This is a genomic window from Gordonia sp. UCD-TK1 (genome assembly GCF_001691435.1).
Classification (GTDB): Bacteria; Actinomycetota; Actinomycetes; order Mycobacteriales; family Mycobacteriaceae; genus Gordonia; species Gordonia hongkongensis.
In genome coordinates, this window is sequence record NZ_LZMP01000006.1 from 86415 (window position 1) to 112338 (window position 25924).

Consider the following 25924-nt stretch of genomic DNA (forward strand, 5'->3'; position numbering starts at 1 on the left):
TCAGCTCACCTTTCGTTCGGTCGACGGGGCGGACGGGAGTTCGCGTTTGAGGATCTTGCCGGTGGCATTGCGCGGCAGTTCGTCGAGGAAGTGGACGTCGCGGGGGACCTTGAATCCGGCGAGCTGTTCTCGCACGTGCCGCTGGATGTCCTCGGCGCCGATCTCGGCCTCCGGTGCTCGCACCACATGGGCGACGAGACGCTGGCCGAACCTGTCGTCGTCGACCCCGGTCACCGCGACCTCGACCACCTCGTCGAGAGCCCCGACGACCAACTCGACCTCGAGGGGATACACGTTCTCCCCACCGGAGACGATCATCTCGTCGTCGCGGCCGACGACGAACAGCAGCCCGTTCTCGTCGAAGCGGCCGACATCGCCCGACACCATGTGTCCGTCGCTGAATGCCTTGGTGTCCGAGCTGGTGTAACCGTCGAACCCGGAGTTGTTAGCGACCACGATGCGCCCGACCTCGCCGACGGGGACCTCGCGGTCGTCGTCGTCCAGGATGCGAACACTCGTACCCGCGAGCGGCCGCCCGGCGGTCTCCGGCGCGGTGCGCAGATCGGTTGGGGTGGCGGTGGTGATGAGACCCGCCTCGGTGGCGTTGTAGCTGTTGTAGACCACGTCGCCGTACCGGTCCAGGAATGCGACGAGAGCGTCGGAGCGCATCCGCGATCCGCTCGCGGTGGCGAAGCGCAGTGTCGGCATCGGGTGGTCGTCGAGGACGTCGTCGGGGAGGTCCGTGATGCGTTCGAGCATCACCGGAACCACGGCGAGGCCGGTGGCCCCGTGGTCGCGGACCATGTCGAGCGTCGCCACGGGATCGAAGCGACGGCGCATGATCATCGTGCACGTCATCGTCGCCGCGATGGCCACCTGCCCGAAACCCCATGCGTGGAAGACCGGGGCCGCGATGACGATGGACTCGCCTGCGCGCCAGGGAATCCGGTCGAGCATCGCGGCAAGGGACGCCACGTCGGTGCTTCCGCCTCGGCGCGCACCCTTGGGCGTTCCGGTGGTTCCCGAGGTCAGCAACACGATCCGGCCGGCACGTTCGGGCCGCGCGGGTCGCGCGCCGCGATTCGCGCCGATCAGTCCGTTGACGGTGACACCTTGCGACGACTCGTACTCCGTCCATGCACGGATGCGCCGCAGTTCCGGAAGTCGTTGCGCCGCGGCCTCGACGACGGTGTCGAACTCGTCGTCGGCGATGAGCACGTCTGCCTGTTCACGTTCGAGGACGTCGGCGAGCTGGGGTCCGGCGAACCCGGTGTTGAGGAGTACCGCGTCGGCACCGAGCCTCGACGTCGCGGCGAGCGCCTCGATGAGACCGCGGTGGTTGCGGCAGAGGATGGCGACGGTGCCGACGGTCGTGCCGGGAAGATCGCGCAGACCGACGGCGAGCGCGTCACAGCGGGCATCGAGCTCGCGCCAGGTGAGTTGTCCTGCCTCGTCGATGAGGGCGAGTCCGTCGGGATCGCGCGCCGCGGCGAGGCCGATCCCGCTCACCGGCGAGGCGCCGCCGTGCCGACAGAGGTTGAGCCCCATGCGGACATAGCGATCGACCCGAAGCGAACCGAGAAAGCCGCTGCGGACGAGGGTGCGAACGAGCCACATCTGTGTGGTGACGCGATCGCGGAGTTGCGAGATCATCGTCGTCTCCTGGTGATCAGCCGATGACCGGGAATCGGCGCTTGCGGGCGAGGTCGTCCAGTGCGTGCTGCATGCGTTTGCGGACCATCTGGTCCACCTCGTCGTGTTCGGGGTTGTTGCCGAACTCGGCGGTGATGTCGATCGGGTCGAGGACCTCGGTGACCAGCTTCGACGGCAACGGGATGTTCGGCGGGAGGTGCGCGGTCAGACCGAACGGGAAGCCGAGCGCGAACGGAGCGGTGTCGGTGCGGATCAGCTTGTCGAGCCGCAGTATCCGGGCCAGCGTGTCACCGCGGTTGAGGAACAGCTGCGTCTCCTGGCCCCCGATGGTGACGATCGGGACGATCGGCACGCCCGCCTCGAGTGCGGTGCGGATGTACCCGGTCCGACCGTGGAAGTCGATCGTCGCGCTCTGGCTGCTCGGCCGCAACGCCTCCCACTCTCCGCCGGGGAACACGATGGTGGCCGCGCCGGACCGCAGGGCGGCGACCGCGTTCTTCGGGTGAGCCGGCAGGAACCCGACCTTTCCGAAGATCTGTTTGCCCGATCCGGTGAAGATGAGGTCGTGGGCCAGGGTGTACAACGGCCGGTCCGCCCCGAACTCGTCGGCGAAGGCCACGCTGATCACCGGGACGTCGAAGGCCATCAGACCGCCCGAGTGGTTGGACACGAGGAGGGCACCGCCGTCGGGCACCTTGTCCATGCCCCGGACCTCGGAGCGGAAGTAGGTCTTGGCCACGAGCTTGAGCACGGGCAGCACCCGCTTCACCCAGGTCTCGTCGCGTGCGGTGAGGTCGAAGGTCTCGGCGCTCATCGGTCCATCTCCTGTGGGATCGATTTCGCGGTTCGCGCGGATCACCGCTGGATCGGTCGGAGCCAGATGTCCGACCGGGGTCGATGTCCTCGGAACCACAAAATGAGAACACGTTCTAGTGGTTAAATTAGAACACGTTCTACTTTGCGTCGCCACACTTCGTTACCTATGCCACAACTGACTGATCGGTAGCCTTATGGACTTCATCCTGGAGGACATCTCCGAAGCGGAGGTCGCGCGTCGCCGCGCGGTCTACACCCCTCTCACCGACACCGTCCGGAACCTCGTCGACGCGGTGATCCGCACCGAGGTCGCCGAGGAGGACCTCGACGAAGCGCGCCGACGGATCGCCGACGTGGTGGCCGATTTGCGAAGAAGCCAGATGGACGGGGCCTTCGGGGTGCGACACACCCGCGAGAACACCGGGATGGCCTGGGGAAATGCGGTCATCGGCGTGCGCAATGCGCTCGCGCCACCTCTCGACGTGGTGCATGTCGCCGACGGGGTCCGCAGTGAGTTCACGCTGGGAGCGGCCTACGAGGGGCCGCCCGGTCAGGTGCACGGCGGGGTGTGCGCGATGGTCCTCGATCACGTCCTCGGCAACGCGGCCAGTGTCGAGGGGCCGTGCTACACCGGCACCCTCACCGTCCGGTACGGGCGACCGACGCCCCTGGGCGCTCTGGTCGCGCAGGCGTCGGTGACCGAGCACAGCGGACGCAAACGCATCGTCCGCGGCACGATCTCCGACGCCGACGGGGTGACCTGCGAGGCCGAAGGGGTGTTCATCGTGCCGCGCTCCGCGGTCGACGTCCCGTCGGTGCGCTGGTCGGCGGGCTGATGCGAGCCGCGGTGACCGCCCCCGGTGAGTCCGGCCCAGGACAGTTCGGCCCAGGCGGATTCGTCGTCGAGCATCGTCCGGATCCGACGCCTGGACCCGGCGAACTCGTTCTGCGGGTCGCGGCGAACGGGATCTGCGGTTCCGACCTGTCGACCGCGCCGCTGCTCCCGGCCGGCACGATCATGGGCCACGAGTTCGCCGGCGAGGTCGTCGGCATCGGGCCCGCGGACCCGGACGTCCCCCACGCCTTCCGGGTCGGCGACGCCGTGGCCGCCATGCCGGTCATCRGGTGCCATCGGTGCCGCGCCTGTCTCACCGGTGACGTCGCCCGCTGCCCGTCTGCGCGCACCCTCGGACTCGGCGTCCTACCCGGCGGACTCGCCGAGTTCGCGGTGGTCGGTGCCGCCGAGAGTGTCCTACTCGACGACATCGACCCGGTCGACGGCGCGCTGGTCGAGCCGCTGGCGGTGGGTCTGCACGCCGTCACCCGCGCGTCCGTCCGGCCCGGCGACCGGGTGCTGGTCCTCGGCGCCGGTCCCGTCGGCCTCGCGGCGTTGCACTGGCTCTCCCGCGGCGTGGCCACCGAACTCGTGTGTTCGGACCCGTCGCCGGGCAGGCGCGCGGCCGCACTCGATCTCGGCGCGTCCGCGGTGTGCGCTCCCGACGAAGTCCCCGCCCMGGTCGAATCGGGCTTCGACGTGGTCGTCGAGTGCGTGGGCAAGCCGGGGATGATCGCGTCCGCCCTCGACGCGGTCGCGACCCACGGCACAGTGGTCATCGCGGGCGTCTGCTTGAGCCCGGACACGTTCATGCCGGTGGCCGGAGTCGTCAAGGAGATCACCATGCACTTCGTCTCCTACTACACCAAGCGCGAGTTCGACACCGCCGCAGCGGAGTTGAACAAGGGCGCGATCGGGTCGTCGACGCTGGTCAGCGGGATCGTGGGGCTCGACGAGACCGATCGCGTCGTCCGCGAGCTCTCGGCGCCCAACGACCACCGCAAGGTGCTGATCGCGCCCGGGGTGTCCACGGTCGGCTGATCGGCACTCGCGGCCGCCCGCGCAACCGGCGTACGGTCACTCGGGTGAACAGTGCCGTCCCCGAAGCCCCCGAGCCGTTCAGCACCGACGAGGCGCGGCAGGTGCGCGCGATCTCTGCCGAGCTGGGCCTGCCGGGCATCGTCGACGTCCACACCCACTTCATGCCGCGACCGGTGATGGACAAGGTGTGGGCCTATTTCGATTCCGTCGGGCCGTTGGTCGGACGGGAGTGGCCGATCACCTACCGCGCCGACGAGGACGTCCGCGTCGCCACCCTGCGCGACTTCGGGGTGCGGGCCTACTCGTCCCTGGTCTATCCACACAAACCGAACATGGCCGAGTGGCTGAACGGCTGGGCGCACGACTTCGCCGCCAACCACGACGACTGCCTGCACACGGCGACGTTCTATCCCGAGGAGTCCGCCCACACCTACGTCTCCCGCGCCATCCAAGCCGGCACGCAGGTCTTCAAATGCCACATCCAGGTCGGCGACTTCGCCCCGACGGATTCGCTGCTCGACGGGGTGTGGTCGCAGATCGCCGACTCCCAGGTTCCGGTCATCATCCACTGCGGTTCCGGGCCCGCCCCGGGGACGTACACCGGACCCGACCCCATCCGCGAACTGCTGCAGCGGTTTCCGTCGTTGCCACTGATCGTCGCGCACATGGGGATGCCCGAGTACACCGCGTTCCTCGACCTCGCGTTGGAGTACCCCAACGTGCGCCTGGACACCACGATGGCGTTCACCGACTTCGCCGAAGAGGACGCCCCGTTCCCGTCGGACTACCTGCCGCGACTGGCCGATGCCGGCGACAAGATCCTGTTCGGCAGCGACTTCCCGAACATCCCCTACGGCTACACCCACGCCCTCGAGGCGATCATCCGCCTCGATCTCGGGGCCGAGTGGCTCCGAGACGTGTTCTACCGCAACGGCTCCAGACTCTTCGGGATCGGCTGACCGGGGCGAGCGCCTACAGCACCTGGGACAGGAAGGCCCGCAGCCGATCCGACGTCGCGTCGTCGAAGACCTGTTCCGGACGCCCGGTCTCCACGACGGCACCGTGATCCATGAACAGCACGTTGTCGGAGACGTTGCGCGCGAAGCCCATCTCGTGGGTGACGACCACCATGGTCATCCCCTCGCTGGCGAGGTCGGCCATGAGTGCGAGGATGCCCTTCACCAGTTCCGGGTCGAGCGCGGAGGTCGCCTCGTCGAAGAACATGACCTCGGGGGTCATGGCGAGCGCACGGGCGATGGCCACCCGCTGCTGCTGGCCGCCGGACAGGCGTGCCGGGCGCACATCGGCCTTGTTGGTCAGCCCGACGATCTCGAGCTGACGGAGCGCGACCTCGCGGGCCTCGTCCTTGCTCAGCCCCTTCAGCTTGCGCGGTCCGAGCGCGACATTGTCGACGACGCTCTTGTGCGGGAACAGGTTGAAGTGCTGGAACACCATGCCGATCCGGCGTCGGAGTTCGTCCGGGTTGTCCGTCAGGACCGACCGGCCGTCGAGCAGGATGTCGCCCTGGTCGGGTTCGTGCAGCCGGTTCAGCACTCGCAGGAGAGTGGACTTGCCCGAGCCCGACGGTCCGATGACCGTCGTCGTGGTGCCGGCGTCGACCTGGATGTCGACGCCCCGCAACACGTGGTGCTTGCCGAAGGACAGGTGCAGGTCGGTGCCGGTGAGCGAGACGGCCGTCCGGGTGGCGGTCGCACTCGGCGTCCGGGAGCCCGGCGTCTGGGAGCCCTCGGTGTCGGTCTCGGACTTGTTGAGATCAGGCATGGACCTATCCCTTCTCGACGACGGTCGGGGGCAGCGGGTCGTCGTGGACGTCGGTGGGACGTCCGGTGCGCAGGCGCCGGTCGATGTAGTTGACCAGGTGTGTCAGCGGGATCGTGAGGATCAGATACATGATTCCCGCGGCGACGAGGGGCGAGAGGTTGCCCGTCTGCGCGTTCAGGTCGCGGCCGACCGCGAACAATTCCCGCTGGCTGGCCAGCAACCCGAGGAAGTACACCAGCGAGCTGTCCTTGATCAGGCTGATGAACTGGTTCATCAGCGCCGGGAGCACCCGCCGCACGCCCTGCGGCACCACCACCAGACGCATCGACTGCCGATAGCTGAACCCGATGGCCCGCGAGGCCTCGAGTTGCCCGTCGTCGACGCTCTGGATTCCGGACCGGAAGATCTCGCCGATGTAGGCCGCGGCGAGCAGGGCCAGGGCGACCGCCCCGAGCCAGTACGGGTTGTTGCCGGTGATGCCCTTGACCACCGGGCCCACACCGAGTCCGACGATCAGGATGACGACGACGGCGGGCAGTCCGCGGAAGATATCGGTGTAGACGCGCGCCGGCCAGCGCAGCCACCGTGAGCGGGAGATGCCGCAGAGCGCCAGGATCATGCCCAGGATGGTGCCGAGCACCCCGGACACCACGGACAGGATCAAGGTGTTCACGAGCCCGGTCTTGATCAGCTCCGGGAACGACTCCTTGTAGAGATCCCAGTTGAAGAAGGTGTCGCCGAGCTGTTCCAGGGTGCTCTTGGGCGCGGTCTCCTCGGCCGGGCCCGCCTTCTCCGCGTTCTCGGCGGCGATGGCGGCGATGTCGGGGAGTTCGGGCGCGGGCGCGGCCTTGCTGCCCGGCTTCCACCCCTCGGGTAGCTCGCGCGGCACCCAGTCGACGTAGAGGTCGGCATACGTGCCGTCGGCGATGATGGCGTCGAGTCCGGAGTTCAGGGCCTCGGTGAGCCGCGGCTTGTTCTTGCCGACGGCCCACGCGACGAAGTTGTTGACGCTGAAGGTGTTCTCGACGATCGCGGTGCCGTCGCCCTCTCGGACCGCACCCTCCGCCTGCTGCGACGGTGCGACCCAGGCGTCGACCTGACCGCTCCGGAGGTTGGCGTAGGCGGTGGCGTAGTCCGGAAACTTCACCGGGTCGAGGCCCAGGGTGTTGACGACGTAGTCGTCCTGGACGGTGCCCTGGACCACGGCGATGCGCGTCGAGTCGGAGAGGTCGCCGAAGCCCTTGATCGCCCCGTCGGTCGGCGCCACGAGTGAGAAGTAGCCGAAGTCGTAGCCGTTGGTGAAGTCGACGGTCTTGCGCCGGTCGTCGGTGGTGGTGATCGACGACGACCCGACGTCGAAGCGGTTGTTGGCCACCTGTGACAGCAGGCCGGCGAACTCGGTCCCGTTGAACTCGATCTGCAGACCCAGCTTCGCGGCGACGGCCTTGAGGAGTTCGTTGTCGAAGCCGGTGAAGTCGCCCGCGCCGTTGACGCAGATGCTCGGTCCGGCGTCCGACAGCGTGCCGACGGAGATCTTGCCGGGCGACAGCAACTCGAGACGACTCACGTCGATCTGGTCGAGCGGCGTGGTGGACTCGGTGGTGTAGCGGTCCTCACCGCCCTGATCGGCTGCGGCGAGGTTGACCGGCGCGGCCGAGGCCGACGCGAGTCCAGCGGGCGCACAGCTGTCGGCGGGAGCCGCCTGGGCTCGCGGCGCAGGTCCGCCGAGGATGGTCAGCAGGCCGACGATGGCGACCGTCAGTGCCAGCGCGACGACGCGCACGGCGCGCGGCGCGGCCCCTCGGGCGCGATGGGATCGGTGGTTGGACACCATGTCGACACTATCCCCACGCGCAGGAGGTGTCCCAAATTTTTGCTCGCCGGTGGGTTTAACCCGGTTGAGCTGGGGATCGTCGTCGTCACGGGGCGCCTGCGAGGCGCGCTGCGGAGGCCACCGTCGGCCTGGCCATCTCACGCCGATCATCGGGGACACTTGCGTGGGGTCGACGCCGATACTTCTCTATCGGAATTTGCCAATTGCTTGTCGGAAAACGATTCGCGTGCTACCAATGATACAGGGATTCGGGATTTGTAACATCATTTCTTCACCGCGCCAGAAATCAACCCCCTCTTGATCATCTGGCACCCATCCCGCTATCCCACAGGCCGCCGACGTGCGCCTTTGTTGCGGCCTGCGTCCACTGTCGAATTCGAAGTGAAAGCGGGAAATATCATGCTGTCTGCAATCTTCTACGCAATCGAGGCTTTCGACAATCTGTTGTGGGACTTCGCGGAAACGATCGTCACCGGCAGTGACGAAGCCGCCGGCTCGTAGGCTCCACCACCTCAGGACGAGTTCAGCAGTAGGTATCGCCTCGCGATACCTACTGCTGAACCTGTGTGGGACTCCTCAGCCCCGAGCGGCAATCCGCGCCTGCACCTCGGGGCGCCGGAGCGGGGGCACCGTCTTCGGCGGCTGACGACGCTCGGGCAAGACGTCGAGCAGCGTGCGGGTAGCCGCGGTGACGGCGACCACCGCGGCCTCGAAGGCCTCCGCATTCGCCGGCGACGGATGCCGCACGCCGCTCACCTTGCGCACGTACTGCCGTGCGGCCGCCTCGATCTCGTCCTCGGTGGCCGGCGGTTCGAGCCCGCGGAGTTCGGTGATGTTGCGGCACATGGCAGATCCCCTCGATGACGGATGCGCTGGGCGGAATGCGATGCGACGTCGCAACCGGGCCGACCCGCCGAGGGCCTACTCGCCGATCTTGACGACCGCTTTCCCCAGAATCCGCCCTTCGGCGAGATCGGTCAACGCTTCCGGCAGCTGATCGAGCGTGTAGGTGACGTTGACCTGAGGTTCCATCCCGTCGGCGATCATCTGCGTCAGCTCTTCATGCAGCTTCGCGGGCAGATTCAGTTCCGGATGGGTGCGCACGTACTCGCCCCACGCGGCCCCGACGACGGCGATGTTGCGGAACAGGACTCGATTGAGTTTGACGGTCGGGATGCCGCCGGCCGCGAAGCCCACCACGACGTAGCGGCCGTCGGGGGCGACCTGGCGGAGCGCCTCGTCGAACACCTCGCCGCCCGACGGGTCGATCATCACGTCGACGCCCTTGGGGACGATCTCCTTGAGCTTGGTACCCCAGCCCTCCTCGAGCTGGACGATCTCGTCGGCCCCGGCGCTGCGCAGCAGGTCCTCGGCACCCTTCCGGTGGACGATGGCGATGACCTTCGCGCCCATCGCCTTGGCGACCATGATCGACGCGGTCCCGACGCCGCCGGCGGCGCCGAGCACGCCGACCACCTCACCGGGCTGGGTGTGCGCGCGGGTCTTCAGCGCGAACAAGGCGGTCTGGTAGTTGATGCCCATGGCCGAGCCCTGCTCGAAGGTCAGGCGTTCGGGAAGCGGCAGGAGCTGTTCGGGCGCGGCCGCGACCTGTTCGGCGAATCCGCCGACGATCGACGCCACGAGCACCTTGTCCCCGACCTTCACCGACGCCCCGTCGGGAGCCGAGCGCACCACGCCGGCGACCTCGGTGCCCGGCGTGAACGGCGTCGGCACGCGCAGCTGGTACTTGCCCTGACTCATCAGCACGTCGGGGAAGCACACGCCGCACGACTTCACGTCGACGACGACCTGGCCGTCGGCCGGGGTGGGATCGGGAACGTCCTGCAACTCGAGTCCGGACGGGCCTGTCTCTGCGGTGAGTACCTGAGCTTTCATACGGCTCACCCTACGCGGCGACCGTCACACACCCGATAGGATCTGATGCCATGTCACAACCTGCGGCACAGTCGCCGAACGCACCCTCCCCCGACCGCCTCCGCGTCGCGGACGAGGCACCCGGATTCATGCCGCTCGACGAGGCCCAGACGCTCTTCGAGATCGCCGGAGAATATCTGTCCCAACCTGATTCGACGAAGGTCGGCGTGGAGATCGGTACCTACTGCGGGAAATCCACCGTCTTCCTGGGATCGGCCGGCGAAGCGAACGACGCCGTCATCGTGACCGTCGACCATCACCGCGGTTCCGAGGAACACCAGCCCGGTTGGGAGTACCACGACGAATCCCTCGTCGACGCACACACCGGGACGCTCGACACCTCGGCACGCTTCCGCCGCACCATGTTCGACGCCAGGCTCGACAACACCGTCGTCGGGTTGCTCGCACCGTCGGCCGTCGCCGCGAAGATCTGGGGCCGTCCGGCCGATTTCGTGTTCATCGACGGCGGGCACAGCATGGAAGCGGCACAGACCGATCTCGACGGCTGGGCGCCGTGGGTGCGCATCGGCGGGGCCCTGCTCATCCACGACGTCTTCCCCGACCCCGCGGACGGCGGCCGCCCGCCGTACGAGATCTACTGCCAGGCATTGAAAACCGGACAGTTCACCGAGGTGCGGGCGGAGGGATCGCTGCGCGTCCTCCGCCGCGACTCGGGCGAGGTGGGCGCACCGCTACCGCGGAAAGCCTGACCACGTCGGAGGCCGTCAGCGTCAGACCTCGCCGGCCAGCGCCCGCACCTTGCCGAGCACGTCGGGATAGCGCTTCAGGTGCGCACCGCCGTTGACGTCGAAGGCGGCACCGGTGATCCAGCGCGCCTTGTCGGAGGCGAGAAAGGCTATGGTGTCGGCGATCTCGGCGGGTTCCCCGCTCCGGCCCAGTGGGGTGTTGTCGAGATAGTCCTCGGTGAGGCCCGGTACGAAGCCGATGCCCTCGGTCAGCGGGGTCATCACAAGCCCCGGCGACACCGCGTTGACCCGCACCCGACGGTCGGCGAGTTCGAGTGCGGCCACCTCGACGAGCATCAGCACACCGGCTTTCGACGCGCAGTACGCCCCCATCCCGGCGCCCGGTTGGCGGCCGTTGAGTGACGCGATGCAGGTGATCGATCCGCCCTCGGCGATCCGGGCGCCGGCGTGTTTGATCACGAGGAACGTTCCGGTCAGACAGATGTCGACGGTGTTGCGCCAGGCATCGAGTTCGAGTTCGGTCAGCGCACCCGGATTCGACAGTCCGGCACAGTTCACCACCGTGTCGAAGTCGCCGATGCCGGCGATAGTCGCTGCGACCGAGTCCTCGTCGGTCACGTCCATGTGCACCGCCCGCGCCCCGTCGCGCGTCGCCGCCACCTGCTCGGCACGTTCGACGTCGCGGTCGGCCACCACCACCTGCATCCCCTCGCCGACGAACGCGTCGACGGTGGCCAGTCCGATCCCCGAGGCACCCCCGATCACGACCGCCCGGTTCATCGCGTAGCCGCTTCCACAACGTCGGCGTTCGATGCCAGATGACGGCGCAGGAAACCGATCTCGTGCGTGACGCAGGGCTCGAAGAAGTCGTTGCCCGCGAAGATGTCGAAATGGTCGCACGGGTAGTGGCGCACTTCGGCGTGAGCTTTGAACGCGGTCTTCGACGCCGCGTACGGCGGCGCGGCGGAATCGAAGTCGGCTATCTGGAACAGCACCGGGGCATCGACGCGCGCGGCGTGCTTGTCGACTCGGAACGAGCCGATCTCGAGACCGACCGAGGCATCGACCTCGTTGCGCCACGACGGCCCCGCGATCGCGCGGTAGCTCTCCAGAAACCCTGGTGCGGTCAGCGCGGCGCCCACGTCGCCGGGTTCGCCGACGACCCGCATCATCTTCGGACCCCGGCCCAGCCGTCGACCCACCGAACTGGCCACTGCCGTGGCGGTCGAGCGGGCGATCGCCGCCCCGCCGACCTGGGCGTAGGCGACGCGACCGGCGGCGAGCCCGTTGACCAGTGGCACCACCGCGATCACCGCGGCCACGTCGGTCCGGTCGGCCGCCACGGTCAGCGCATGCCCGCCGGATTGCGACACTCCCCAGAGGATGATCCGTTCCGGGTCCACTCCCGGCTGTTTCTTGGCGGCGCCGATCGCGGCGCGGTAGTCGTCGGCCTGCCGTTCCAGCGAAATCGACTGTCGCGGTGCGCCACCGGACAGCCCGAAGCCGCGGTAGTCGAACGCGCACACGGCCAACCCCGCGTCGTTGAACCGCTGCGCAAAGGGCGCCAGACCCGAGTCCTTGGTCCCGGCGAAACCGTGCGCCATCACGACGACGGGGCGCTTGCCGTCGATCTCGAACGGCGAGGACTCCGCGCCCGGAAAGAACCAGGCGTCGCAGTCGGCGTCGGACGATCGGAAGCGTACGGTGGTCGCACCATTGGGGATGGTCATGCGGATGCTCCCTTCGAGACCAGATCGTCGGCCACCCCGGCCCACGTCGGCGGCCCCTGCTGGTGGGCCCGCCGGATCCCCGCCGGAATCTCCGTGGTCCGCATGTTGTGTTCGTAGAGATAGTGATCGAGTTGCTGCGTGTGCCGCGGGCGGTCGAGCATGTGTCCGGTGTAGTACTGCATGTCCGCCTCGATCGTCTGCCGCATCTCCGGTACCGACGGGAGCCGGTAGTGACCCGTGGCGTAGGCCCCGATCAGCCGCGCCTGGCATTCCACGAAGGGAAACAGCGTCGGAACCGCCTGCGCGAAACCGGCGAAGACGAGGTCGTCGATCCCCGGGTAGAACATCCGCTTGTAGAGGTCGATCCGGTTGTCGGGCGCACTGATGAAGTCCGGGTCGAAGAACGGGAACGTGATGTTGTAACCCGTTGCGTAGATGATGATGTCGAAGTCGTCGGCGGTTCCGTCGTCGAAGTGGACCGTGGACCCGTCGAACCGGCTGATGTTGGGCTTGGGGATCACGTCGCCCGAACCCAGTCGCAGTGGCAGTTCCACCGACTGCGTCGGATGTGCCTCGAAGAACTTGTGATTCGGCGTCGGCAGACCGTAATCCTCTGGCCGGCCCGCGGTCACGGGTTGCATGACCTGGACGAACTTGCGCTGCCACGAGGTCGGCAGATACGGCGTCGACCGGTAGTACTTGTCGGCGGGCTTGCCCCCGAAGTACTTCGGCACGATCCACGCTCCCGACCGCGTCGAGAGGGTCAGTGTGTTGTCCAGCGCCTTCGACGACAGTTCGACGGCGATGTCGGCGGCACTGTTACCCAGGCCGACGACGAGGATGCGCTTACCCGTGAAGTCGTGCGGGGTACGCGGATCGATGTAGTGGTGGGCGTGCATCTCGATGCCGTCGAAGTCGCCCGGGAAGTCGGGCCACCGCGGATCCCAGTGATGGCCGTTCGCCACCACCAACAGGTCGAACCGTCGACGTTCGCCGCCCTGGGTCTCCAGTTCCCAGCCGCCCCCGTCCAGTCGGGTCGCATGCTCGATTCCGTTGGTGAACTCGATCGAGGAGTAGAGGTCGAAGGCCTCGGCGTAGGAGTCCAGGTAGGCCTTGACCTGGGTGTGGTGCGGGAAGTCGGGATACTCGTCGGGCATCGGGAAGTCGCGGAACGACAACTGGTGTTTCGAGGTGTCGATGTGCAGCGACCGGTAGGCACTGCTGTGACCGTTCGGGTTGCCAAAGGCCCAGTTGCCCCCGACCCGGTCCGAACTCTCGAAGCAGGTGTACGGCACGCCGTAGTCGGTGAGCATCTTGCCGGCGGTCAGCCCGCTGATACCGGCGCCGATGATCGCGGTGATTGGTAAAGGCACACTGCCCCCTCGGTGGACCCGTTGGATGTAGACACAATCTGATTTGTGTCTACACGATGAGACGTATCGTGTTCACAGAATCCGCGAACTGTCTACGCAGCGCCCTCCTGAGCAGACATGTGGGGACGCGGCGCGCACCGACCACGACCACAGGAGGAGTCAGTGACCGAGGCCTCGACCACGACGGTCCACGAACGACTGCTCGACGCCACGCAGAAGCTGCTCGCCGACAAGGGAATCCGGGCGACCACCATGCAGCAGGTCGCGGAGTCGGCAGGTGTGTCCCGCGCGTGGCTGTATCGGCACTATCCGGACAAACCGTCCATGATCGGCGCGACCATCGTCCGTCTCACCGAGTCGTTCTGGCGCGACGCCCGGGCCGAACTCGACGCCATCCCCGACCTGGTCGGGCATCTCACCGCCGGCGTCCGGATCGGCCGGGGTGCCTACGACGACCCGGGCACGCTGCTGCTCCGACTCCGCACGGAGGAACCCACGGAGTTCGCCGAATGCGCCGGTGTCGGTGTCGTCAAGCTGGTTCCCGACCTGGCAGCGTTCTGGTTCCCGTTCGTCGAACAGGCCGCTGCCCGAGGGGAGATACACCCCGCGCACGATCCGTACGAGGTGTCCGAATGGGTTGCGCGCGTCCTGATCAGCCTCGGCACCTCCCCGGGTGAGGCCCTCGACATCGACGACGCGCGGCAGGTCCGACGCCATCTCGAGCGGTTCGTCATGCCGGGTCTGGCCACCGACCCGCAGGGATGAGTAAATGAGGCCCCCGATGCCCTCTGGCCTGGGTGACGCCGATCACCTAGACTAGTGTCCAGTCAACCGTCCGGAAAACGCGGACGACCGAACGACGCCGTCGGAGGGCCCCATGGATTTCGGGATCGTGCAGTTCACCAGCGACCGCGGGCTCAAGCCCCACGTCCTGGCCCCGCTCATCGAGGACGCAGGTTTCGCGTCGTACTACGTTCCCGAGCACGGCCACATCCCGACTCGACGCGACGCCGCGCATCCCCGCACCGGWGACGAGACCCTGCCCGACGAGCGCTACATGCGCACCCTCGATCCCTGGACGTCACTCGCCGCCGCCGCGGCCGTCACCGAACGCATCCGGCTCGCCACCGCGGTCGCACTGCCGGTGCAGTCCGACCCCATCACGCTCGCCAAGACCATTGCGACGCTCGACCACATCTCGAACGGAAGGGTCACCCTCGGCGTCGGATTCGGTTGGAATCTGGACGAACTCGCCGACCACAACGTCCCGCCGAAGCGCAGGCGGACGATGCTGCGCGAGTACCTCGAGGCGATGACCGCGCTCTGGACTAAGGAAGAGGCCGAGTTCGCGGGCGAGTTCGTGAATTTCGGCCCCAGCTGGGCGTGGCCCAAATCGACGCAGTCGCACATCCCGGTCCAGGTGGGCGCGGCAGGCAACGAGAAGAACTTCAAGTGGATCGCGCGCAGCGCCGACGGCTGGATCACCACACCCGGCGAGGAGGACATCGAGGGGTCGGTGTCGTTGCTCAAGCAGATCTGGTCCGACGCCGGTCGTGCGGGCGACCCCGAGATCGTCGTCCTCGACTTCCGGCCGGTACCCGAGAAGCTCGAGAAGTGGCGCGAGATCGGGGTCACGACAGTGCTGTACGGCCTCCCCGACGACTCGGTCGAGCGCGCGAGCGGCTACCTCGCCAAGCTGGCCGGCAAGCTCGGCATCACCCCGGCGGTCGTGTAGCGAGTAGCGTGATCGAACGCGTTCACACCTCTGATGACTATGGGGTAATGAGCCTAATGAGCCTAATGAGCAGGCTCATTACCCCACCGGAAGACTGAATCGAACGTCGCCTGGCCAGGCGCCGCAACTTCGCAGCACCAGAAAGGTCAGAGCACGAGGCTTCCCACATCATGCGTCGGCGTTGCATGGTCGCAGCGCTGGTCTCAATGCGAGACGGCCGACTTCAGTAGTGCGGCCCCTGGTCCTCGCCGACGCTTAACCCACACGTCGAGGCGAACAACCGAACCGCGTTCGCGCGTTCGGCCATTGCGGTAGAAACAGTATCCGCTTGCATTGTCCAAAAGCTGAGTTCGCGCTCCGCGAACTGTTTGACGGTTGCATTCTCGACGTTCGTACGCGCGCTGGGATCGTTTGAACGTTCACCCGTCCGAAACCCGCCCACTGAGTTAACTACAAGCTGGATTCGACGACTTTGCCCCTCCAGTCGGGGAGGCACAATCACCCGCCAGCCTGGTTCAGCGTCTATAGGCCTGACGCTCGAAGCTGCCCCGATAAACCACACAATCCAAGCGATATGTATGGCCAAATGCCAGCCCAACAACTGACGGTATCGCACTGACCGCCTGTAAACGCGGCACGATCGCGTGGGGTGGTACTGCGCCATGACTAGATTCAACCGATCGACTGAAGCGCTCACTCTGTAGAAGGCTTCAAAAAGATCGGGGTCGGTGCAGCGAAATTCTTCGCCAGTGCCATCGAAGGCGAGTTCACCGTGTGACCACCACATGTACTCTGCGCCGGACAGTTTCTCTCGGGCCTCGCCGCCCGCCCCGCTTGTCAAATCCTTGTGGAGTTCACGGGCTTCTATGTCCGTAGAAGCGCGCACGTTCACCAGCCAAACTGCGAAAGCGACCAAGCCAGAACTGCATAGGCCGATTACACCGCTCGCTATTAAGGTCGCGAAGTCACTCACAGAGTCGCTCCAGTCTGTGCAGCTGTTCTGACGCAAGTTGAGCCAGAACTGTGGACTTTCTCAACGTTCGATGCTTGGTTGCCTGATATAAAACAGCTAGATCAGCATTTCAGGGAGTCGGTGCGACGAGCCGCTGGCGGACGTCCCGGAAGATCCCGTTGGCCACGCTGGTGCGGCTCACCGCATCGGCCGCCAGGATCACAGCCGCCGAGGTCCAGCAGCTCTTCTCCACGGGCCAGCGTTTGCCGTCGGCGAAAACCAGTCCGGTCCAATACGATCCGTCCGGGTCGCGCAGATGCTGAATCGACGCGATGAGCTCGATGGCATCGGCGGTGTCACCGAGGGCATCGAGTGCCAGTGCCAGCTCACAGGTCTCGGCGCCGGTGACCCAGGGACGATGGTCGACGCAGCGAACACCCTTGCCGGGCACCACGAACTGTTCCCACCGCCGCGCGATGAGTTCCTGCCCGTCGCGTCCGCGGACGGCGCCGCCGAGGATCGGGTAGTACCAGTCCATGGAGTGTTCGGACGGCGGGGTGAAGGTCTGCCACTCGTCACGCGTGACGTCGGCACGGATCGCGTCGCCGAGCACACTGTGCGCCGCGATCCAGTCGGCGTCGGGCTGATCCATCTCACCGGCGATCCGGATCGCGCAGTCCAGCGCTTGGAAGATGCTGGCGTTCCCGGTGATCAGCGCTTCACCGAACATCGCTCCGGTCCGGTGGTCGCCGCCCCAGCGGAACGCACCGTCCTCACGCTGGAAGCGCAGCACGCAGTCCATCGCCGACCAGACCACCGGCCACATCTTCTGCAAGAAGGCGTCGTCACCGGTGATCAGATAGTGATGCCAGACCCCGACCGCGATGTAGGCGCAGAAGTTGCTGTCGGTGCCGGCGTCCTCCACCTTTCCTACGACGGTGCGGATCGGCCACGACCCGTCGTCGCGCTGTTTACGCCGCGACCACTCGTAAGCCGCCTCTGCCTCGGAGTGAAACCCGGTCACGGACAACGCCATCGCCGATTCGATGTGGTCCCATGGGTCGGTCTGCCCGCCCGGGAACCACGGCAACGCACCGTCGGCCTCCTGCATGCCGACGATCGCGGCACCGGTGGCCCGCATCTGCTCGGCCGTGACCACACCGGGGATCGCCGGGACGGCCGTCATGGGGCTCCCGTCCTGGAGGCCCCCGTCATGAAGACGCGGTGGCGGTCTCGGGCTTGCGCAGGTAGAGGGCCACCGACTTGCCGATGAGCGGGTTGAGCACCTGCTCGCCGACCCGGGTCAGCCACGGCTTGCTCATCATGTCCCAGACCAACAGCTGGTGGTAGCCCTTCACCAGGACATTGTCGTTGTTCTCGACTCCCACAGCGCATTTCAGCCACCAGTAGGGGGCGTGCAGGGCATGGGCGTGGTCGGTGCCGGTGACCTCGAGTCCGGCTCGCTGCAACTTGCCCGCGAGCTCGGAGGCCTTGTAGATGCGGACGTGTCCGCCCTCGACCTCGTGGTACTCGTCCGACAGGGCCCAGCACACCTTCTCCGGCCAGTACCGGGGCACGGTGACCGCGGCGACGCCACCCGGCTTCAGCACGCGCACCATCTCACTGATCGCGCCCTCGTCGGTCGGGATGTGCTCGAGGATCTCGCTCATCAGGACGACGTCGAAGCTGTTGTCCGCGTACGGGAGTCGAAGCGCATCCCCGACCTCGGCGCGCGCCTTGGCCGACGCGGGCACGTGACCCTCCGCCATCATGGCGTCGAACATCTCACCGACGTCGGACATGTCGCTCTCGGACATGTCGAAGGCGATGACCTCCGCGCCACGACGGAACATCTCGAACGAGTGCCTACCCTGCCCCGCCCCGATGTCGATCGCCTTGGTGCCCGGTCCAACGCCAAGCCGGTCGAAATCAACTGTGAGCACTCGATGTCCCTTCTGTTGCCCGCCGATGTCCGGCGAGCACGGTTTCGTAGTGAGCCGCAGTCTTCGCGGCCACTGCTGCCCAGCTGTAGTGCTCCTCGGCGCGTCGACGACCACCGTCGCCGAGACGCGTCCGCAGATCGGCATCGTCCAGCAGCCGGCCGATCGCCTGCGCCAGGCGTCCGGAATCCCGCGGCGGCACCAGCAACGCCGCCTCCTCAGCGGTGCCGACGACCTCGGGGATCGCACCGGCCCGGGTTGCCACCAGCGGCGTTCCGCAACTCATGGCCTCGACCGCCGGCAGCGAGAACCCCTCGTACAACGAGGGCACACACGCCACCTCGGCGGAGGCGAGCAGGCCGGCGATCTCGGAGTCCTCGAGGCCGGACACCACCGAGACGCGATCGCCGATCGCCAGATCCTCGATCATCTTGGCGGACGGACCGTTCGGGTCCAACTTAGACACCAGTACCAATTCGACATCCCGCTCGGAGGACAGCTTCGCGACCGCCTCGAGCAGGTACGAGACACCCTTCAGCGGCGCGTCGGCACTGGCGACACACACGATACGTCCGGGAACGCGCGTGGCGGCCGGCGTGAAGATCTCGGTGTCCACCCCCAGCGGGATGGTGGTGATCCGACCCGACGGGATGTCGAAGGCCTTGCGGATGTCGACCTCGCTGCTGCGGGAAACGGTGAGCAGCTCGGGGATACGGCGTGAGACGCGCCCCTGCATGCGCAGGAACGAATGCCACCGCCAGGCACTGATCTTGCGCCACCCCTTGGCCGCCTTCACCGCCAGTGTGCGGTCGCGGGTGATGGGGTGGTGGATCGTCGCGATCAGGGGGAACCCGGCCTTCTGGATGTCGAGCAGTCCGTAACCGAGGCACTGGTTGTCGTGCACGATGTCGAAGTCGTCGCGGCGCTGTTTGAGAAGGCGCGCCACCCGGAGGCTGAACGTGAGCGGTTCGCCGAAGCTCGCCGTCCACATCGAGCCGACCTCGAGCACGTCGATCCAATCGCGGTACTCGCCCGGACGAGGCGTCCGGAACGGGTCCGGCTCGTCGTAGAGACCGAGGCTCGGCACTTTGGTGACGGTGACCCCGGCGTCGATGGCCACCTGGTCCAGTTCGGGGTAGGGCTGCCCCGAGAAGATCTCGACGCTGTGCCCCAGCAGTGCCAGTTCGCGGGAGAGGTGGCGGACGTAGACGCCCTGGCCACCGCAGTGCGGCTTGCTTCGGTACGAGAGCAGTGCGATGCGCACGGTCACTGCGCCCCGGCGGTGGCAGCCGCCTCGAACTCGGAGATTCTGACGAACTTCGTGCGGACCCGGCCGGTGGCCCTGCCCGCGGACTTCTCGGCGGCGTCGATCGCCTTCCAGCCCGTGAGGTCGATGCGGTTGGCGCCGCGGTCGGCCACGAGTGCGGCGACGTCGTCCCGCGAGGTCGAGGGGTCGTCGAACGCGGCGGCGACGAAGTCCGCGATGACCGCCTGCGCGGTCTCCTGACCGCAGATGCGGTTCATGCCGATACCCCCTGTCGCTCCTCGCTTGATCCAACCCGTGACGTACAGGCCGGGCATCACATCGCCGTCGGCCGCGGTCTGGACCCGCCCCTCGGTGTTGGGGACGACGCCGTGCCCCTCGTCGAACGGTAGGTCGGTGACCGGCACGCCCCGGTAACCGATGGCCCGCAGGACCAGTCCGGTCTCGAGGTCGAACCGATCCTCGGTGGGTGTCACCGCGACTGTCCCGGTCGCGTCGGCGTAGGCGTTGCGCACGCACGTAAGCGTAGCCACTTCCCCGTCACCGGCAATTTCGACGGGAGACGTGAGGAACCGGAACACGATGCGCTTGTTGCCCGGCGTCTGCGGACGCTCGGCGAATTCTCGGGCGAGACGCACCTTGGTGGCGATCGTCGAGTCGAGCGTGTCGTCGGACTGCGCCGCCTCCGAGGCCGGGTCGAGGACCAGCTCGTCGGGGTCGATGACGACGTCGACACCGTCGACGTCACCGAGTGCCAGGAACTCGCTGTTGGTGTATGCCGCCTGCGCCACGCCGCGGCGGCCCAGGAGCACCACCTCGGAGATGTTGGATTCACGCAGCTTCGCGAGGGCGTGGTCGGCGATGTCGGTCTTGGCGAGCTCGTCGGGGTCGGTGACGAGGATGCGCGCGACGTCGAGTGCCACGTTGCCGTTGCCGACCACGACGGCCCGCTCGCCCGACAGATCGACGTCGAGGTCGGCGAAGTCCGGGTGACCGTTGTACCAGGCGACGAACTGGGTCGCGGCGACCGAATTGCGCAGATCCTCGCCTTCGATGCCCAGCCGCTTGTCGGTCGCGGCGCCGACCGCGTAGATCACCGCGTGGTAGCGGGCGACCAGCTCGTCGTGGCTGATGTGCTTGCCGACCTCGACATTGAGGTAGTAGCTGAAGTTCTTCTTCGCCGCGACCGAGGCGAAGGTCTTCTCCACGCCCTTGGTGGCGCTGTGGTCCGGTGCGACTCCGGCGCGCACGAGTCCGTAGGGCGTCGGCAGCCGATCGAACATGTCGACCTTGATGGCCGGTTTGCGGACGAGCTCCTCGGCGGCGTAGAAGGCCGCCGGCCCGGCACCCACGATGGCCACGTGCAGTTCCTTCTCGGGCAGCTTGGGTGCCTTGCGCGGTGGCACGAGGCCGCCCTCGACGTCGTGGTCCTTGTAGTAGTCCGCGTTGATCTGGAGGTACGGCTCGTCACGCTCGTCCAGCTGATCGTCGGGGATGATCGCCTCCACCGGGCACTCGTCGATGCAGGCGCCGCAATCGATGCAGGTCTCCGGATCGATGTAGAGGGCCTCCGCCGTCAGGAACTCCGGCTCGTCGGGCGTGGGGTGGATGCAGTTCACCGGACACACGCTGACGCAACTGGCATCGTTGCAACATGGGCGGGTAATCACATGCGCCATCTGCTGTTTCCTCGTGATCCGACACGTAGAACGTGTTCTATTTTTCCGATTAAATGTATCTTAGCCGCAAAGATACCGGCGACCTATCGGAGGGACTCGAGTGAGCCAGGTTACGCCAGCAGTGTCGGTTGCATCACTCCCGGATCGCAAGCCTGGTGCCCAGTTCTACGAGGTGGGCTATCGCGTCCGCACCGGCGACGTCGATCAGGACATGCGTGTGCGCCTCGATGCGGTGGCCCGCTACCTGCAGGACGTCGCCAACGACAACCTCGAGGCAACCGAGTTCAGCGCGACCGACCCGTTCTGGATTGTCCGGCGGACCATCATCGATGTCATCGAGCCCATCACCTGGCCGGGTACGGTGACCGCGCAGCGCTGGTGCGGTGCCCTGTCGACGCGCTGGACCACCATGCGCGTGCACCTCACCGCCGAGCACGAGACAAACCGGTTCAACCCCCGACCGCGTCCCGCGGGCCTGATCGAGACCGAGGCGTTCTGGATCAACGTCAACGAGCAGGGCGTGCCGTCACGCCTGTCCGACGACGCCTTCGCGATGCTGTCGGCGATGACCGACGAGCACCGCCTTCGCTGGCGGTCGATGAACCCCGAGAAGGCCCCCGACGCCGCCGACATCGACTTCCCCGACCGTGAACACGTTCTCCGGATCACCGACTTCGACCCGTTCAAGCACCTCAACAATGCCGCCTACCTCGAGGCGATCGAGGACGAACTCGTCGAGCATCCCGACCTGGTCGATGCTCCGCACCGGGTGGTCATCGAGTACCTGCGGCCCATCGTGCCGGGCACGCGGCTGGTCCTGCGCCGGGTGCGCGAGGACGACCGGCTCACCGTGTGGTTGATGATGCCGGGCGCCGGCGACGAACTCGTGGTCGCGGCCAGCGTCGTCGTCGGGCCGCTCCCGGGGTGAGCAACTTCTACTGACCGCCCTGGAGCAGCAACTCCATCAGCTTGATCGGCGCCGCGCACGGATCGCCCTGGGGCGCGCTGCGGGGTTCGACGAACCAGGTGAAGATGCCGCGGCTCGGCGCGCGGGCGGTCACACCGCAGACGCCCGGCCGGTCGGGACTGCGCTGGGTGAACGCCGACTGGCTGGCGACCTTGATGTTCTCGGTCTGGAACCCGAGCTTCTTGGCCGTCTCCTTCTCCACGTTGACGTTGCCCCACTCGAACCAGTTGAACGTCACACTCACCACGTCGGTGGTGCCGGAGACCAACCATCGGCAGATGGCCCCGCTGAACGACCGTTCGGCGAACCCGCCGCCGGCGACGACATCGGCGATCATCGCGTCGGGTAGCACATCGCATTCCAGCAAGAGCCGGTCGAACTGGTCGGTGTCGATGTCGCTGCTGCCGGACTGGTCCGCGGCCCCCAACGGCACCGCCTCACCGTCGACGGTGCGCGCACACCCGGCCAGGGCGGTCAGTCCCAGCAGCACCGCGGCGATCACGACGAGGGCGCGCTTCACGACGCACGCTCTATCGACAGCGTCGCCAGCTCGCGTGCGGCGTCACAGATCTCTTCGATCGGCCGTGGTGTCGCTGCGTCGCCGCGGATCGACCATTCGAAGAAGTCCGCGCCGAAACCGACGCCGACCTCACAGATCTGACCTGATTGCGTGTAACCGATGAATCCCTCGTGGCCGTCGATCTCGAGTCTGTTGGTGACGTCGCGCGACAACTTCACGTTCGCCTCCTCACGACCGATCGGCGATCCGCGATACCAGTTGAACGAGGCGACGGCACCCGTCCGCGAACCGGTCGTGTCCCATTCGCACACCGAGGTGTTGTTCACGGTCTCGGTGAGTCCACCGAACCCGGTGATGCGGACCACCTCGTCGAGGGACACGCCGCCGCATTCGCCAAAGAACGGTCCGGAACCGGCCTGGGCGGGCGCCTCGGGCGTGTTCGGAGTGTTTGGATCTGACGTCGGCTCGTCGTCCGAGCAGGCGCCGACGAGGAGCGTGATCGCCGCCAGTACCGCGATGAGGAATGTGCCGTCACGCAGCCGATCCAGTTGACGCCGTTCACGTTTCGTCGGCCGACCGGCACCGCGGTCGCGACGCGGCTGACTCGCGAGGATCTCCTTCGGCGGCGGCGGCGGAGACCGGTCGATGAAGCACTCGGCGGCCATCGGCGCCGACACCCGCTTACTGATCGTCCTGGTGACCTCGACGATGCGCTCCCGTCCGGCGAGCCGTACGCGGACCTCGTCACCCGGCACCACCGGCTGGGCCGGTTTGGCGGTCACCCCGTTCACGCGGACGTGCCCGCCCCGACACGCGGCGCCCGCCGCCGATCGGGTCTTGGTCAGACGGATGGCCCAGATGTAGGCATCGACGCGGGTGGACATGGTCAGCCGCCCAGCCGACTCGTCCGCAACCCGGGAGTCCGTCCGGCGCAGGCGCCCCGACCCGGTTCAGTGCCCACGACGCCGACTCCCTTCACCGCTCTCCTCGACCCTGCCGGGTGCTCGTTGGGCACCACTGTAGCGGGGTCGCCCAGCTCGCCGCGGGTGCTGAACAGGCGACACCGTCAGCGCTTGCGCGTCAGCAGGTATGCGCCCCCGCCGACGGCCAGGACGAGGAACAGGATCGCCAGGAAGGTCTGGTCGAGCAGCAGCAACGTCACGAACACCGCGATGCCCGGTGACACCGCGACCAGGCTCATCGCCGGGTGCTGACGCACGACCTCCGACACCGCTCTGCTCTTGTCCCGATCGATGGCCATGGGTCCTCCCTGTTCGATTGCATCCGGACCGGTCCGAGAACGGCCCGGGGTCGTGTGCCCAGGGTAGTCGCGTGTCGCGACAGGCCCGTCACCCGCGACCGGCAGACCTCGACTCGACCGATGGACTTCGATCGAGGTCTGTCAGTCGAGTCGAAGTCTGTCGGTCGAGAACGGATCAGGCCGCGGCATCTCCGGAATCACTGCCGGAATCGGAATCGGTGCTCGAGTCCGAGTCGCTACCGGAGTCGTTGCCATCGGAATCAGAGGTGTCGGAATCAGCGGCGTCGGAGTCCGCGGCGTCGGAACCGGCTCCGTCGGAATCCGAAGTGTCAGGATCCGAGGTGTCGGAGTCCGAGCCGCCGGGCTCGGGCGCGTCGGAGTCTCCGGCATCCGAGTTCCCGACGCCACCCTCTTCGGAGGCCGCCGGCGCCCGGTGCTTGCCGACGTAGGAGTTCTCCGCCGAGCGGTGCTTGCCGACGTAGCTATCGGCCTCGTCGGTCTCATCGTCGGTGGCGGCCGAATCCGCCGATGTGTCGACGACCGACATGCTCGTGCGCGCCAAAGTGTTCGACGCGCCGGTGTCTATTGGATCGGTGGCGGGCAGGCCGAACGGGAACTCGTAACTCGGGATGCGGATCACGGGGACGAGTTCGCCGGTGTCGAGTTGCCCGAATTCGATGACCGGCATGCCCAGTCGATTCGGCCGGAGCTCGCCGTTGACCTCGACCAGCGGCCGGAAGGTGACGGTCGAACCCAGCCAGTCGACGGTGATCGGAGCCGTGAATCCGTAATCGCTCGTCAGCCGGAGGAAGTTCCCGCTGAACAGGTCGTAGTCGCCCCCGATGCTCAGGCGGGCGAAGTCCTTGGAAAGCGACATCCAGTCGCCGTCGAAGTCGATTCCGGAGCCACTCAGGACGCCGGCGAGCAGACCCTCGAGAACGTCGGCGCCGAGTCCGCCGAGAACCCCTCCCGGATCGGCGATCAGCGCTGTCAGGTCAGTGAGCGCGAACTGGAGTTCGCCGTTCGGTTGCTGCCACCGGAAGTCGAAGGTGCCCAGCACGTTCGCGCAGGCTCCGACGCCGTCGGCATAGGCACCGGTGAGGCCGCCATAGCAACCCACGCCCTGGACGCCGGGGATCGTCGTGATCGTCTCGCCGAGGACCGTGACGTCGAGCGGCCCGGTGTTCCACGCGTGTGCCATCCCGATCAGTGCGAACGACCTCGCCGTCCGTCCGTCACTCGCCCCCGCGGTCGCGATGCTCAGCGGCAGATACGATGTCGCAGTCGCGTCGCCGCCGCGGTATGCGAGCGCGAACTGGAAACCGTTCCCGCCGACCGTCGCCGAGCCCTCGGTGGCGGGGCCGTCGGTCATCGTCGGCGGCAGGTCGATGCCGAGAAAGCGGAGGATGTCGCCGAGGACCGAACCGGACACGGTGTCGAACACCTGCTTGACCGGATCGTAGATCGCGACCGGCACCACCTCGATGCGGTCGGGCAGGACGACGGCGAGTCCGATGCCGCCGAGCTCGGTGCTCGACTGAGAGCAGTCGGCCCCGTCCCGGACGCCGCCGGACAGGCAGCTCTGGATGCGCCACTGCTCCGCGATGTCGGCGAGCGCGCCGTTCCCGATCTCGGAGATCAGACTGCCGAGCGGGTTTCCGCTGTTGAAACCGTTCAGCCAGTCGTCGAGTTCGCCGATCGCCGGTGGTATCACCGCGGCCTCGGCCACCGTCGGCTCCGCGACCTGCCCCGCTCCGATCGCGGTTACGGTCGCCAACGCGGCCGCCCCCGCGATCGCACGATGCTGCCGCCGCTGCTTCCGGTTCTCGCGTCGAGCGACCTTCTCCGATCGCTGAATTCCGCTGCGCCCCAACCTGGTCATCCGTCCCACCCTCTTCTC

24 protein-coding genes are annotated in these 25924 nt (G+C 67.1%); 7 read left to right on the top strand and 17 right to left on the bottom strand.

The window, feature by feature from the left end; genetic code table 11:
- Positions 1 to 1653 (bottom strand): AMP-binding protein, encoded by a 1653-nt coding sequence (locus tag A9310_RS05345; RefSeq protein ID WP_065629697.1) that lies wholly within the window; start codon positions 1651 to 1653, stop codon positions 1 to 3.
- A gap of 16 nt (positions 1654 to 1669) precedes the next feature.
- On the bottom strand, positions 1670 to 2467 hold the full coding sequence (locus tag A9310_RS05350; RefSeq protein WP_058252413.1) for a lysophospholipid acyltransferase family protein: 798 nt from the start codon (positions 2465 to 2467) through the stop codon (positions 1670 to 1672).
- A 196-nt stretch (positions 2468 to 2663) separates the two neighbouring features.
- Here A9310_RS05350 and A9310_RS05355 point away from each other — a divergent pair, with 196 nt between their 5' ends.
- Genes A9310_RS05355 through A9310_RS05365 form a run of 3 tightly spaced genes read left to right on the top strand, consistent with a single transcriptional unit; the run spans position 2664 to position 5304 of the window.
- A complete protein-coding gene (locus A9310_RS05355) occupies positions 2664 to 3305 on the top strand; it encodes a PaaI family thioesterase (protein WP_065629698.1) in 642 nt (213 codons plus the stop codon).
- The gene (locus tag A9310_RS05360; RefSeq protein ID WP_065629699.1) at positions 3305 to 4345 is read left to right on the top strand and encodes an alcohol dehydrogenase catalytic domain-containing protein; all 1041 of its coding nucleotides are present in this window, start codon (positions 3305 to 3307) and stop codon (positions 4343 to 4345) included. Before A9310_RS05355 ends, A9310_RS05360 begins: the two co-directional genes overlap by 1 nt.
- Before the next feature lie 44 nt (positions 4346 to 4389).
- Positions 4390 to 5304 carry an amidohydrolase family protein gene (locus A9310_RS05365; protein WP_065629700.1) on the top strand — a complete coding sequence of 305 codons (915 nt, stop codon included), beginning with the start codon at positions 4390 to 4392 and terminating at the stop codon, positions 5302 to 5304.
- A gap of 13 nt (positions 5305 to 5317) precedes the next feature.
- Here A9310_RS05365 and A9310_RS05370 read toward each other — a convergent pair whose 3' ends face one another.
- From A9310_RS05370 to A9310_RS05385, 4 genes are all read right to left on the bottom strand, one after another.
- Positions 5318 to 6127, bottom strand: coding sequence for an amino acid ABC transporter ATP-binding protein (locus A9310_RS05370; protein ID WP_065629701.1), 810 nt, complete (start codon positions 6125 to 6127; stop codon positions 5318 to 5320).
- Between the two features lie 4 nt (positions 6128 to 6131).
- Positions 6132 to 7961 (bottom strand): ABC transporter substrate-binding protein/permease, encoded by a 1830-nt coding sequence (locus A9310_RS05375; protein WP_175401081.1) that lies wholly within the window; start codon positions 7959 to 7961, stop codon positions 6132 to 6134.
- Positions 7962 to 8537: 576 nt separating this feature from the next.
- Complete coding sequence (locus tag A9310_RS05380) at positions 8538 to 8807, bottom strand: DUF2277 domain-containing protein (RefSeq protein WP_058252418.1); 270 nt, start codon at positions 8805 to 8807, stop codon at positions 8538 to 8540.
- Between the two features lie 75 nt (positions 8808 to 8882).
- Complete coding sequence (locus tag A9310_RS05385) at positions 8883 to 9857, bottom strand: NADPH:quinone oxidoreductase family protein (protein WP_065629702.1); 975 nt, start codon at positions 9855 to 9857, stop codon at positions 8883 to 8885.
- Positions 9858 to 9907: 50 nt separating this feature from the next.
- On the opposite strand from A9310_RS05385, the gene A9310_RS05390 reads away from it, so the two are divergent.
- A complete protein-coding gene (locus A9310_RS05390) occupies positions 9908 to 10606 on the top strand; it encodes a class I SAM-dependent methyltransferase (protein ID WP_065629703.1) in 699 nt (232 codons plus the stop codon).
- 21 nt (positions 10607 to 10627) lie between these two features.
- Here A9310_RS05390 and A9310_RS05395 read toward each other — a convergent pair whose 3' ends face one another.
- The 3 genes from A9310_RS05395 to A9310_RS05405 are packed head-to-tail and all read right to left on the bottom strand — an operon-like array spanning position 10628 to position 13706.
- Positions 10628 to 11383, bottom strand: a complete 756-nt coding sequence (locus A9310_RS05395; protein ID WP_065629704.1) for an SDR family NAD(P)-dependent oxidoreductase — start codon at positions 11381 to 11383, stop codon at positions 10628 to 10630.
- A complete protein-coding gene (locus A9310_RS05400; protein WP_065629705.1) occupies positions 11380 to 12333 on the bottom strand; it encodes an alpha/beta hydrolase in 954 nt (317 codons plus the stop codon). The genes A9310_RS05395 and A9310_RS05400 overlap by 4 nt, the downstream gene beginning before the upstream one ends.
- On the bottom strand, positions 12330 to 13706 hold the full coding sequence (locus tag A9310_RS05405) for an NAD(P)/FAD-dependent oxidoreductase (protein ID WP_065629706.1): 1377 nt from the start codon (positions 13704 to 13706) through the stop codon (positions 12330 to 12332). The genes A9310_RS05400 and A9310_RS05405 overlap by 4 nt, the downstream gene beginning before the upstream one ends.
- Before the next feature lie 162 nt (positions 13707 to 13868).
- Between A9310_RS05405 and A9310_RS05410 the strand changes: the two genes are divergently transcribed.
- Together A9310_RS05410 and A9310_RS05415 are read left to right on the top strand one after the other, a co-directional pair.
- Positions 13869 to 14471: a TetR/AcrR family transcriptional regulator gene (locus tag A9310_RS05410; protein WP_175401082.1), complete on the top strand. Its 603-nt coding sequence runs from the start codon at positions 13869 to 13871 to the stop codon at positions 14469 to 14471.
- Between the two features lie 112 nt (positions 14472 to 14583).
- Positions 14584 to 15441, top strand: coding sequence for an LLM class F420-dependent oxidoreductase (locus tag A9310_RS05415; protein WP_058252424.1), 858 nt, complete (start codon positions 14584 to 14586; stop codon positions 15439 to 15441).
- 1082 nt (positions 15442 to 16523) lie between these two features.
- On the opposite strand, the gene A9310_RS05420 is transcribed toward A9310_RS05415, so the two are convergent.
- The 4 genes from A9310_RS05420 to A9310_RS05435 are packed head-to-tail and all read right to left on the bottom strand — an operon-like array spanning position 16524 to position 21276.
- On the bottom strand, positions 16524 to 17579 hold the full coding sequence (locus A9310_RS05420) for a prenyltransferase (RefSeq protein ID WP_065629708.1): 1056 nt from the start codon (positions 17577 to 17579) through the stop codon (positions 16524 to 16526).
- Positions 17580 to 17604: 25 nt separating this feature from the next.
- Positions 17605 to 18336 carry a class I SAM-dependent methyltransferase gene (locus A9310_RS05425; RefSeq protein ID WP_058252426.1) on the bottom strand — a complete coding sequence of 244 codons (732 nt, stop codon included), beginning with the start codon at positions 18334 to 18336 and terminating at the stop codon, positions 17605 to 17607.
- A complete protein-coding gene (locus A9310_RS05430; RefSeq protein ID WP_065629786.1) occupies positions 18323 to 19597 on the bottom strand; it encodes a glycosyltransferase family 4 protein in 1275 nt (424 codons plus the stop codon). Before A9310_RS05430 ends, A9310_RS05425 begins: the two co-directional genes overlap by 14 nt.
- A 2-nt stretch (positions 19598 to 19599) precedes the next feature.
- Positions 19600 to 21276, bottom strand: coding sequence for an FAD-dependent oxidoreductase (locus A9310_RS05435; protein ID WP_078114127.1), 1677 nt, complete (start codon positions 21274 to 21276; stop codon positions 19600 to 19602).
- A 100-nt stretch (positions 21277 to 21376) separates the two neighbouring features.
- Here A9310_RS05435 and A9310_RS05440 point away from each other — a divergent pair, with 100 nt between their 5' ends.
- A complete protein-coding gene (locus tag A9310_RS05440) occupies positions 21377 to 22204 on the top strand; it encodes an acyl-[acyl-carrier-protein] thioesterase (protein WP_065629709.1) in 828 nt (275 codons plus the stop codon).
- A gap of 7 nt (positions 22205 to 22211) precedes the next feature.
- Here A9310_RS05440 and A9310_RS05445 read toward each other — a convergent pair whose 3' ends face one another.
- From A9310_RS05445 to A9310_RS05460, 4 genes are all read right to left on the bottom strand, one after another.
- Positions 22212 to 22763 (bottom strand): DUF3558 domain-containing protein, encoded by a 552-nt coding sequence (locus tag A9310_RS05445; RefSeq protein WP_065629710.1) that lies wholly within the window; start codon positions 22761 to 22763, stop codon positions 22212 to 22214.
- Entirely contained in the window at positions 22760 to 23647 is an 888-nt protein-coding gene (locus tag A9310_RS05450) for a DUF3558 family protein (protein WP_065629711.1), read from the bottom strand. The genes A9310_RS05445 and A9310_RS05450 overlap by 4 nt, the downstream gene beginning before the upstream one ends.
- Before the next feature lie 182 nt (positions 23648 to 23829).
- A complete protein-coding gene (locus A9310_RS05455; protein ID WP_058252431.1) occupies positions 23830 to 24024 on the bottom strand; it encodes a hypothetical protein in 195 nt (64 codons plus the stop codon).
- A gap of 175 nt (positions 24025 to 24199) precedes the next feature.
- Entirely contained in the window at positions 24200 to 25906 is a 1707-nt protein-coding gene (locus tag A9310_RS05460) for a hypothetical protein (protein ID WP_083207267.1), read from the bottom strand.
- Positions 25907 to 25924 lie beyond the last annotated feature (18 nt).